The following is a 10975-nucleotide window of genomic DNA, read 5'->3' as shown; positions in this document are numbered from 1 at the left end:
AACGGAATTGTGGAACTAGGGCAAACTGACCAAATGATGGTTGTTGCGGAAGTCTACGAAAGTGATATTAGTAAAGTCAAGCTAGGACAGAAAGTAACTATTATTAGTGAAAGCAAGGCATTTGAGGGTAAACTCAATGGCACTATAGTTAGAATTGGGCAACAAATTGACAAACAGGATGTTCTTGACACTGATCCAGCCGCTGACGTAGATGCCAGAGTTGTCGAAGTAGATATTCGTCTCAATCAAGAAGACAGCAAGACTGTTACTGATTTAACTAACTCTCAAGTCATCGTAAAAATAGTTACTACTGATTAGTCAATCGCTATCGCCCAAGCCGACGCTGCGCGAACGCGACCATTCAAAAATAGTAATTAACCAGTAACTATTACTCATGAAAATACCTTTAGCATGGTTACAATTGACCCATGAAAAAATGCGTTTGCTGGTGGCACTGGCAGGAATTGCCTTTGCCGATATTTTAATGTTTATGCAAATGGGTTTTCGGGATGCCCTGTTTGAAAGTAATGTGACACTACATAATAGCTTACAGGGTGACATTTTTTTGATTAGTCCCCAGTCCCAAGCAACAATCGCTATGAAAAGTTTTCCTAGTCGCAGGTTGTATCAAAGTATTGCATTTGATGGGGTCAAATCGATTCGTGGGATATATATGGACTATGGCCTCTGGAAAAATCCTCAAACCCGTGAAACTCGTAGTGTGCTTGTGATTGGGTTTAATCCTACTGACAACGTCTTCAATTTATCTGGAGTAACCAGCAATCTGGATACAATTAAAATGCCAGATGTCGTTTTGTTCGATGACAGCTCTAGACCTGAATATGGTCCTATTGCGGAAGAGTTTAATCAGGGCAAAGAGATAACCACTGAAGTCAAAGAACGTCGCATTCGAGTAGGAGGCTTATTCACCCTAGGGGCTTCCTTTGCAGCAGATGGAAATGTGATCACCAGTGATTTAAACTTTTTCCGCCTTTTCCCTGACCGCCATAGAGGACTAATTGATATCGGTTTGATTGAATTAGAACCAGGGTTAGATGTGGAGATAGTTATAGAGAAGATGAGGCGCGAACTTTCCAAGGATGTTAGAGTTTTATCCAAGGAAGAGTTTGTTAATTGGGAGAAAGCTTACTGGCAAAGCAGTACAGCTATTGGCTTTATTTTTACCCTCGGTAGCGCGATGGGATTTATCGTGGGTACAGTGATTGTTTATCAAATTCTATATACTGATGTCGCGGATCATTTGCCTGAGTATGCTACGCTCAAAGCCATGGGTTATAAAACAAGCTATCTATTGATTGTCGTTTTTCAAGAAGCTATAATTCTGGCAATTTTAGGTTATTTTCCTGGATATGGACTAGCTTTAGGGTTGTATAGTTTAACGAAAAATGCTACTAGTTTACCCATAGCCATGAGTCTAGCTAGGGCAGTAACAGTGTTGATTCTGACGGTTATCATGTGTTGTATTTCCGGTGCGATCGCAATTGGGAAACTCCAAGCAGCCGATCCCGCTGATATTTTTTAAACTATTGCTAAAACTATAATCAATAACCAATAACTAGCTAGGAACGAAAACTGTCATGGTAGACGAAGCAGTTGTCTCCATTAAGCATCTCAACCATTACTTTGGTAAGGGTTCCCTAAGAAAACAGGTTTTGTTTGATATTGACCTAAACATCCACCAAGGAGAAATTGTGTTAATGACTGGTCCTTCTGGATCGGGTAAGACCACATTACTAACCCTAATCGGAGGATTGCGATCGCCTCAATCTGGTAGTCTCAAAATCCTAGGAGAGCAACTGCTGGGAGCCAATAAACGTCATTTGATAGCAGTGCGGCGTCATATTGGCTATATTTTCCAGGCTCATAACTTACTCAAGAGTTTAACAGCTCGCCAAAATGTGCAAATGTCAGCAGAACTACACCCAGAACTTTCTGTTAAAGATGCTATTACTAAGTCAGTAGCTATATTGGAAGCAGTGGGGTTAGGTAAGTGGGTGAATTACTACCCAGATAAACTTTCTGGAGGACAAAAACAACGAGTCGCGATCGCTCGTGCTTTAGTGGGTAATCCAAAGATACTCTTAGCCGATGAACCAACAGCAGCACTAGACAGTAAATCCGGTCGTGAAGTGGTGGATTTAATGCAGCAGTTAGCTAAAGAACAAGGCTGTACAATTTTACTGGTTACTCACGACAATCGAATTCTCGATATTGCTGACCGGATTGTTAATATGGAAGATGGGTATCTCAATGGTATCAAAGCAGTCACTTAAACTGGACTAACTTTAGCACGATGCAGTAACTTATCACCAATGCGGTAACCAGTGTAACGTACCCTAACCGTATCACCTGGTTGAGCAGTGCCTGACATGAGTTGGTGTTGTTGTGGATCGTAAGGGAGTTCTTCACCCACAGATGCGATCGCTTCCACACCCCATTTTTGTAACAACTGTTCCACTGGCTTTACCAGAGGCAATAATCTCACAGCTGGTAACTGCTGATTCTGTTGTGCCGCATAAGCAGCAGTGGGCCATTGCACCAGCCAGGATTCTAGCACTTGTAAACTAGATTGCTGAAACTCCTGCATTAAAGTCTCGCGCTGCTGTTCTAACTGCTGTTCTAGACGCTGGTACTCCTGCTTGAATGTTGAGTCTTCCTGCTGTGACGTAGAAACAGAATTTGGCAAAAACAGAACCAGTAAGTGATTCACCGACACCTGCAACGCTTGAGCAAGTTTCAGCAGCGTTTTTACCTGCATCTGCGACACCTGACCTTTCCGCAAACGCCTCAGTTGCAACTCGGAAACATCAGCCCTGAGACTGAGTTGCCTAAAACTAGGAATACCCACTTTTGCCATAAGTTGTCGCAACTGTTCACTGTAATTGGGATAGGAAGACTCGGTCATTTCCAGGCTGACGTATCAAGGATAAAAGATAATAGGAGAAGATTGCGCAAATCCGATCAACTCCGGTAGAGTAATCATCATATCCCTTATTGTGATTATTGTTAAGTAAGTAATTGGTAATCGGGAGTTGACGATCATGCTTCATGCTTCATGCTTTATCCTTGATAGTTCAACCCAAACCAATATCCAACAGCATCATGACCACAAAACCCACCATCACCCCTAATGTAGCTTCTTGTTCCCGACCTTTCCGATGAGATTCCGGGATAATTTCATCACTAATTACAAACAACATCGCTCCTGCCGCAAAAGCCATTGCCCAAGGCAAAATGGATTGGGTAAACGCTACAACTCCAGCCCCTATTAAGCCACCAATCGGTTCTACTAAGCCAGTTAGTAGAGACACTCCCAGACAATAGCCTACTGCGTATTGTTCAGTGACCAAAGACAGAGCAACAATTAAACCTTCTGGGATGTTTTGTAAGCCAATTCCCATGGCTACAGGTAAACCCTCTGAAAAATTACCAGCTCCAAAATTTACCCCAACCGCTAAACCTTCAGGAAAGTTGTGGATAGTAATGGCAGCAATAAATAACCAAATTCGTTTTATATTTTTCGTATCACCTTCTGACCCTTTAGTAAAGTGTTCGTGAGGTAGATACTTGTGGGTTAATACTAAAAACACACCCCCCAAAGCTACACCCGCAGCCATTATTGAGGCAGCACCAATTTGAGATGCGCCTTGGGAAAGGGCTGCTTCTGTACCCGGAATAATCAAGGAAAATGCTGTCGCCGCCAGCATCACCCCACCACCCAATCCTAATGCGATCGCTTGAATTCTAGTAGTTAATTTAATCGGTAACAAAATTGGCAATGCACCAACAAACGTTGCTAGTCCTGCCAATAAACTAGCAATGAAGCCAGATAAGATAGGATTCATATATTAGTGAGTTGGATAGACATAAAAGGAACACCGATGTACGACGGATAAAATACACACTATACTATCCGTGTATCCTTGTCTATCGCTGACGGGGCGGTTGTCGCTCAGTCAGCACCAATCGTTCGGTTTAACCTTCAATAATTACTTGCTTCACAGGGTAAGCTCATCTAAATTCGTATCACAAACTACAGATAAAAGTTTTTTGATAGTATCACAAACCTGAAATCTGCTGGATCCATGTCAATAAGCTGCCTACATTCTCAATAATTTCGGAATTATTGAGAATGTGATTTGAGAAATCTGAAAAATCCTATATTTTTTGGAAATCTCCCAGTCTTAGATTAATATCATTGGGTGTCGCTTCTTGCTTCAATTATTACCTCTCCTGATTTTTGCTCACACAGTGTATCACCCTTAGCTTGTCCTAATTGATCGTACTTAGATTGCTCAGGAAATACTCTGATTTCAACGATATTCTTTCGCTCAGATTTGCTCCAGCTTCTCTTACCTGTAAGCCCAAGGCAGACAGGTTTACCAGATTTTTCCAATTCTTTTAATACTCCCTGAAAATCCGATGAATTTTTCTTGGCACTTTCATCTATATTGATCAAGGAGAAATGGTGACTATTTGGTTGCCTGTCAGTCCAAACTTCATAGGTGGTTGATTTTTTATAATTTTCATAAAGATTGGTATCGGTATTTATAATTTTAGTACCAACCCACTCTTGGGCAACTGGGTTTGTTTCTGCCTTCGGTAGAATAAAATCGTTCACGAAATACCATATTGTAATTACTGATCCCAAAAGACTAAGACCACTACTGATCATTTTCCAATGGGGGATACTGAAACGTCTATTAAATTTTTCAAACATAATTTTTAGTATTGATAATTATTGTCCTAATAATTATGTGTCGTATTTTGATTATGGAAATAATTTTTACTCATTGAACTTGCCCTATATTCCTACAAGGACGTATAGGAAAATAATCCCAAGATTCTACAAGTGATAGATAAAATAATTACAATCCTTGACATGTAAAAGCAGCCCAGTAGAATGGGTGTGCAAAAGGTTTGTCACTACCTTGAACTTGATTAAACCGTTGCGACCAAAGTTTCCTTAACTTGTGATCAAAAGGTAACTGCCTCTGCTCAATCCACTCCTCCAGTTCGTAGAGAGTGGTATCTCGGAGCCAATGTTGAGCTTGGCTGAGTGCTATAGCGGCTGATGTTTTATGTTTGAGATTTTCATAAAACTTGATCATCAGAAAGGTTGTGGGAAGGTCATTCACTGCCCAGAGACTGCTAACCACATTGGAACTTCCTGCATAGAGAAAGCCACTGGGTAAACTTGTGTACTCATCACTGAGACTAGTAATGTCTGTCAATCCTGTCTCACAAGCTGAGAGAGTAACCAATTGGCATTTTGGTAAGTTAAATTCAAATATTTCCCCCAAAGTTAACTGTTCATTATTCGCTAATATAAGCGATGATTCTAGAGGTGAAGCTAAGTTGAAGTAACCATGGCCAGAAAAGTGAATAATCTTAGCATTCTGTAGAGCATTTTCCTGATTCAATGCCTCTTTAGTAGCAGCTTTAGTAGCAGCTTGTTTAGCCAAGATATAAGCCTGGTCAAAGTAGGAACTAATAGCGCTTACTTCAAGGTCAGTGAAGTGTAGGTCATCAGTGGGATTTTGGACAGTGAACAGACGACTAAAATTATGCTGTTGAGGTGAGGTATGTCTTTCCTCTACAGTTTGCAATAGGTGGCAGCTGGGAGCATAACTTACTCCACCAGGGTAGAGGTCTAGCAGGCAATTCTGACTGTTGACTTTGGCATCTTGACCTCCTACCTCTAGGGCGTGGAGGGGAAACATATGGAGAAAGCGATGGGGGATTAGAATCAGTCTCTGGCAGTCTATGGGAATGAGAGAGAGTAAATGGTTGAGGTTTAGAATATCAGCAAGTTGCCGTAAACGATCATCTAATTCATTTCGCCATTGTTGCCTATTATCATAGTAGAAACTGAGATAGCTACTAGTCCAATCTAACAAGCTTTGTAGGTCTTCTGGGGAGGCTTGCCAAACCATGGGCATATGGCTGCAGGATGTGACAATGAAAGTTAAAAACGTCTCGCTTGTGACATACCATTCGATCAGAGCAGTTTGCTGATCGGGCAGCAATTGCTTAATCTGTTTAAAGGAGATGGGTTCAATTTTTTGAGTAAGGTTAAAGGCAGGATCGATGGGGTGAATATCCCGCTTGATTAACTGATCTAGTTGTCTGATCAGTTGCTCTAACTTAGTGCGCTTTTGCTTTATATCAATAGAGGGATCAAAACTACCATCTGTAGATCTAATGCTTTCTTCGATATTAAGCCTACGCTGTTCCCTGACAATTTCCCGGCGCAGGCGATCTAGCTCTTTGAGGACAGTTTTGGGAATGTTGCCTTTGGGGTAAAGGTCTTTGGTTGCCAGTATTTCAACAAGGTTACGAGCTTTGCTGCGCTCGACGTATTCAAGAGCCCGGTCAAACTGTTCTATATTGATGCAGGCTTGCACCATGTTGCTGTAAACATCTATCGCTGCTGAGAGAATCTCTTCACGCCTTGCTTCAGTACTAGCCCAGGTACGGCTTTGCTCGACCGCTTCAATAGCAATATCATACCCTTCAATGGCTTCTGTCCAGAAGCCAGCAGCAAAAGCTGTATCGCCTAAATTCCGTCCAACCCTAAGACAGTCTAGTGGAAAAGCTGTAGGGAAAAAAACCTCTAAAGCATTTTTATAGTAAGTAAGTGCCTTGGCAATCTGTCCCAACTCGCGATAAGCAGTACCTAAATTACTCTGAGTCCTAGCCCATTGTTCTGGGAATGCCTCGCGAGTGTAAATCTGTAAGGCACTTTGGCTGCAGGCAATAGCAAGTTCAAGATTGTCAGCTCTGTTTCCAAGAATGCGATCGCTATAGGCAATGGCCAGATTACTTTGAGTCCTAGCCCATTGTTCTGGGAACGCCTCGCGAGTGTAAACCTTTAAGGCACTTTGGCTGCAGGCCATAGCCTGTTCTACATTTTCAGCTCTGTTTCCACGAATGCGATCACTATAGGCAATGGCCAAATTACTTTGAGTCCTAGCCCATTGTTCTGGGAACGCCTCGAGAGTGTAAACCTGTAAGGCACTTTGGCTGCAGGCCATAGCAAGTTCAAGATTGTCAGCTCTGTTTCCACGAATGCGATTGCTATAGGCAATGGCCAGATTACTTTGAGTTGCAGCCCAATCAGTAGGAAAAGCCTCTCTAGTGCGCATTTGCAAAGCAGCATGGTAGGCCTGAATGGACATTTCCAGGTTTGTTGCTTTGTCACCTCGAATACGCTCCCGGTAAGTAACTGCTAGGTTGTTTTGGGTCATTGCCCAACCCTGGGGAAATGCTGAACGAGTATAAACCTGTAGAGCATTTTGATAGCAGGCAATGGCTTGTTCAAGATTGTCAGCTCTGTTTCCACGAATGCGATCACTATAGGCAGTTGCCAGATTACTTTGAGTAGCAGCCCAATCAGCAGGAAAAGTCTCTCTAGTGCGGACTTCCAAAGCACCATGGTAGGCTTGGAGTGCCATTTCCAGGTTCTCAGCTCGATCACCGCGAATGCGTTTGCTGTAGACCGCACCTAAGTTATTATGTAATTTGGACCACTGTTGAGGAAATGCTGAACGAGTATAAACCCGCAAAGCATTTTGATAGCAAGCAATGGCTTGTTCCAAATTTTCAGTCCTTTCCCCGTAAATGCGAGCGCCGTAGGCATTTGCTAAATTGTTTTGAGTAGCAGCCCATAGTTGTGGAAATTCATTACAGGTGTATACTCGTAAAGCATTTTGATAGCAAGCTATTGCTTGCTCCAGATTCTCAGCTCTATTTCCCAAAATCCGGTCTTTATATCCATTGCCCAGATTATTTTGGATTATGCCCCACTCCTCTGGAAAGGCTTCGCGGGTGAAGGTCGTTAATCCAATTTCAAATCCAGTGATTGCAATCTCCAGATTGATTGCTTTACTACCTAGCGGAAACTGTTGAATCAAGTTACTGAAATCAATAACTATAACTGCGATATCTTGTGCCTGTTCTGGATCGATTTCCGATAGTATTTCCTGAAACCATACTATCAAAATTTTAACCAAGTTATCATCTAGTTTGTCCAGATTTGCTTGTAGTAATGGATAGACCACCTGAGGATTACCCTTACTATCCGCAGTCGTCTGTAAAACTTCCATCAAAAACTCAACATAGTCTTCAGAAGTAGATAATGCGGCTGAGTTACTTTTTTTAGTTGTCTGACTCTTAACCTGCTCTAATCCTCCCAGCGCTTCACCTAATTGATCTGCTAGGTTTTGTAACCAATCAGCCGCTGTACGATCACCCTGTTCTGCAAGTGTTTCGGAGACTCCCACCATTGTGAGTATTAAGTTTTTATCTATCAATTCTTGATTAGCTCTCAAAATTTCTGATTCTTTCCCACTAGAGCAGGTAAGTAAAGCATTGATTAATTTTAAATAAGCTTTACTAGATTGTTCATCCATAATTTAATTACTGGGTCTGAGTCACATTTATCAGTCACTGACAAGACCACGTAGTATGTGCTTTCAACGATTAATAATCCCCCGTCAGAACGACCATGCAATCTGCCAGGGAAACTATCAAAGTCATTCCATTCCTCTACTGTCAGGTTGGGCTGATTTGCCGCTTTGAGTTAGTCATGACTGCAAGTACTCCCTGATTTTGGGTGCAAATTCTTGAAGGCAACGGTCGTGAAATAGAGCAGTTGCTTTCAGTTTAGTACCTAAGTAGTCTGCAATTTCTTGCCACTCATAACCATCGACCCTCAGTAGCGCAATGGCTCGAAAATTTGCTTTGGGAAGCTTCCGCATATGCCTACACCTGAAAAGTCCTTCTGGATCTTCCCAGATACAATCCACAATCTGTTCGGAAAGCAGAGGAGCTGTTTCAGAAGGGAGGATATCTAACAACACATAAGACTCGTCAGTGTGACCAGACTCAGAATTGCTAAGTGGTGTATAGATGGAAACTGTTTTGACCCATTTCTTTGTTCCCTTTTTGACAAAGGAATAGTTGCCGAGGTAATCCTTTTTAGTCTGGTTAACTATGTGAGTTTTGAGAGATCTCACATAACGTGTTACACTTCCTTTGTTGGGGTCAATTTCCCTATTCTGAATCTTCCTAGTAAGTCTCAGACTAATTTCTTGTGTGGTTACTTCAGTAACCTCTTGGTAAATCTCCCTTGGTAAGGGTAATTCATGGTTTTTTGGAGACACTTTAAGCCAACCAGGTTGGGAAATGTCTGAAATCAGCTTTATCAGAGCACGATTCTGCTCAAAGCTCCTAAAAGGTAGGTTCTGAGCTTTCAGACCCTGAGCATTTATGTTATCATCGGTTGTAGCTTCAGTGATATCCTTATTTTCCTCACAGGATGCTGGCTTTTTCTTTTCATTCATGGAATAGTTTCCTTAAATTAGCTGTTTTGCTCTCTGGACACCGGTTGTCAGCTAAAACTGATATCTGAAGTTCTGTACCACAACCCGCTTAGCTACTTGTATCGAAAAAATCCTGAAGTTCTACAAACGAGCAAAATTTTTTTATTTTACTCAAATACCATTTTTATAATTCAGCTAGGGAAAGGTCATTTTTAGGGATAAGTTGCTTTAACAGTTGCAAAGTGAGATAATGTGTAGAACCGCTAAATATAGCGCTATATTTATTGGGAATAAAATTTATAACTATTGAAGGCTTCACCTAAAAGCTGAAGTATGAAAGATAAAGGAAGAAAGTGACATCTTGAGGGATGAACAGATGCTCCAAGAATACCAGTTGTTGAAAAACCGATAAGTTGGACTATTTCATCCTTCATCATTAATACCTAATACTTCATCCTTTATCCTTCATACTTATTACTTCTATTTTAAAATACTGCGCAGCATCCAAGCCGTTTTCTCATGTATACTCATCCGTTGGGTCAACAGGTCAGCTGTAGACTCATCGTTAGCACGTTCAGCGGCTGGGAAAACAGACCGTGCAGTTCTTACCACTGCCTCATTGCCTTCCACTAGCAAGCGCACCATTTCCTCAGCCTCCGGAACATCACTGGTTTCTGGGATGGAGGATAATTGCGCATACTGACTGTAGCTGCCAGGAGCAGGATAGCCTAGGGTACGAATCCGCTCTGCTACCGCATCCACTGCTAAAGCCAACTCATTGTACTGTTGCTCAAACATCAGGTGTAGGGAGTTGAACATTGGTCCGGTAACATTCCAGTGGAAGGCATGGGTCTTCAGGTATAGGGTATAAGTGTCCGCTAGCAGACGAGACAATCCCTCAGCAATCTCTTTGCGGTCTTGTTCATCAATACCAATATTGACAGGTACAATCGTTGCCATAGTACTCTCCTAAAGGTTCCTACTCAAAACTAATAGTAGCGACGGTCAGCTTTAAACAGACTAATTTTAAGCAATTCTGGTTTCCTTGGGAATTAACCCAAGGGATGAAGCTATTTTTGTTCCAAAATTGCTAATTTTCACGCTAAATGCCGTTTTAATACGGAACGAGGAGCGCGACGCACGCGGCACTTAATGGTTTTTTTTCCTAAACGCTGGTGTGCTTCGTAACGGTGGCAACCGGAAAAACCATAGTATTGCCCATCTACTTCTAACACATCAATCGGTTCGCGCAAACCCTCTTTGGCAATTGATTCCATTAGTGCCGCCACCTTGTTTGGATCATTTTGTCGTGGTAGGGGACGGCGGATTTGCTCTAGGGGAATTTCTTTGATATCTACCATAGTGCTAGTAATTTTTCAATTTAGTTTTGATGGTAATAGGGTTGGGGTTAGGTGTTAGGGGTTGGGTTAAGGGTTTTTGTACTTAATGTAAGCTTCCCTAATCTAAACATTCCTAATCCCTAATACCAGAATTCCCGTAGGGACTAGGGCGTGTTTTCAAACTATAACCACAAAAGAATGCAGGCGATCGTAATCATGGCTGTATAATTGGCAGCAAGTTTTTCATACCGGGTAGCGATACGTCTCCATTGCTTGAGTCGATTGATA

The 10975-nt window shown here is 41.9% G+C and carries 10 protein-coding genes and 1 pseudogene; 3 read left to right on the top strand and 8 right to left on the bottom strand.

Annotation, left to right across the window (positions count from 1 at the left end; genetic code table 11):
- The 3 genes from F6K52_RS24350 to F6K52_RS24340 all read left to right on the top strand — a co-directional run.
- Positions 1-318, top strand: a 318-nt coding sequence (locus F6K52_RS24350) for an HlyD family efflux transporter periplasmic adaptor subunit (RefSeq protein ID WP_293084009.1), incomplete at its 5' end; no start/stop codon positions are given.
- A gap of 76 nt (positions 319-394) precedes the next feature.
- Entirely contained in the window at positions 395-1543 is a 1149-nt protein-coding gene (gene devC, locus F6K52_RS24345) for an ABC transporter permease DevC (RefSeq protein WP_293084006.1), read from the top strand.
- 55 nt (positions 1544-1598) lie between these two features.
- A complete protein-coding gene (locus tag F6K52_RS24340) occupies positions 1599-2294 on the top strand; it encodes a DevA family ABC transporter ATP-binding protein (protein ID WP_293084003.1) in 696 nt (231 codons plus the stop codon).
- Here the strand turns inward: F6K52_RS24340 and grpE are convergent.
- The 8 genes and pseudogenes from grpE to F6K52_RS24300 form a co-directional block, all read right to left on the bottom strand.
- On the bottom strand, positions 2291-2926 hold the full coding sequence (gene grpE, locus F6K52_RS24335) for a nucleotide exchange factor GrpE (RefSeq protein WP_293084000.1): 636 nt from the start codon (positions 2924-2926) through the stop codon (positions 2291-2293). The genes F6K52_RS24340 and grpE overlap by 4 nt on opposite strands.
- A 169-nt stretch (positions 2927-3095) precedes the next feature.
- Positions 3096-3866: a ZIP family metal transporter gene (locus tag F6K52_RS24330; RefSeq protein ID WP_293083997.1), complete on the bottom strand. Its 771-nt coding sequence runs from the start codon at positions 3864-3866 to the stop codon at positions 3096-3098.
- Positions 3867-4216: 350 nt separating this feature from the next.
- A complete protein-coding gene (locus F6K52_RS24325) occupies positions 4217-4741 on the bottom strand; it encodes a hypothetical protein (protein WP_293083994.1) in 525 nt (174 codons plus the stop codon).
- A gap of 148 nt (positions 4742-4889) precedes the next feature.
- Positions 4890-8435: a CHAT domain-containing tetratricopeptide repeat protein gene (locus tag F6K52_RS24320; protein ID WP_293083991.1), complete on the bottom strand. Its 3546-nt coding sequence runs from the start codon at positions 8433-8435 to the stop codon at positions 4890-4892.
- A 174-nt stretch (positions 8436-8609) separates the two neighbouring features.
- Positions 8610-9368: a hypothetical protein gene (locus F6K52_RS24315; RefSeq protein ID WP_293083988.1), complete on the bottom strand. Its 759-nt coding sequence runs from the start codon at positions 9366-9368 to the stop codon at positions 8610-8612.
- 459 nt (positions 9369-9827) lie between these two features.
- A complete protein-coding gene (locus tag F6K52_RS24310) occupies positions 9828-10307 on the bottom strand; it encodes a Dps family protein (RefSeq protein WP_293083985.1) in 480 nt (159 codons plus the stop codon).
- Between the two features lie 137 nt (positions 10308-10444).
- Positions 10445-10708, bottom strand: a complete 264-nt coding sequence (locus F6K52_RS24305; protein ID WP_070390838.1) for a sulfiredoxin — start codon at positions 10706-10708, stop codon at positions 10445-10447.
- Between the two features lie 161 nt (positions 10709-10869).
- Positions 10870-10975: pseudogene (locus tag F6K52_RS24300) on the bottom strand (IS5/IS1182 family transposase); the annotation flags it as partial.

It is taken from the genome of Moorena sp. SIO3H5 (assembly GCF_010692395.1).
GTDB lineage: Bacteria > Cyanobacteriota > Cyanobacteriia > Cyanobacteriales > Coleofasciculaceae > Moorena.
This window is presented reverse-complemented; position numbering and strand designations above follow the sequence as displayed.

Bases quoted from the DNA above. Each gene is read 5' to 3' on its own strand.
- F6K52_RS24315 (WP_293083988.1), bottom strand. From the start codon at position 9,368: ATGAATGAAAAGAAAAAGCCAGCATCCTGTGAGGAAAATAAGGATATC.
- F6K52_RS24305 (WP_070390838.1), bottom strand. From the start codon at position 10,708: ATGGTAGATATCAAAGAAATTCCCCTAGAGCAAATCCGCCGTCCCCTA.
- grpE (WP_293084000.1), bottom strand. From the start codon at position 2,926: ATGACCGAGTCTTCCTATCCCAATTACAGTGAACAGTTGCGACAACTT.
- F6K52_RS24340 (WP_293084003.1), top strand. From the start codon at position 1,599: ATGGTAGACGAAGCAGTTGTCTCCATTAAGCATCTCAACCATTACTTT.
- F6K52_RS24320 (WP_293083991.1), bottom strand. From the start codon at position 8,435: ATGGATGAACAATCTAGTAAAGCTTATTTAAAATTAATCAATGCTTTA.
- devC (WP_293084006.1), top strand. From the start codon at position 395: ATGAAAATACCTTTAGCATGGTTACAATTGACCCATGAAAAAATGCGT.
- F6K52_RS24330 (WP_293083997.1), bottom strand. From the start codon at position 3,866: ATGAATCCTATCTTATCTGGCTTCATTGCTAGTTTATTGGCAGGACTA.
- F6K52_RS24325 (WP_293083994.1), bottom strand. From the start codon at position 4,741: ATGTTTGAAAAATTTAATAGACGTTTCAGTATCCCCCATTGGAAAATG.
- F6K52_RS24310 (WP_293083985.1), bottom strand. From the start codon at position 10,307: ATGGCAACGATTGTACCTGTCAATATTGGTATTGATGAACAAGACCGC.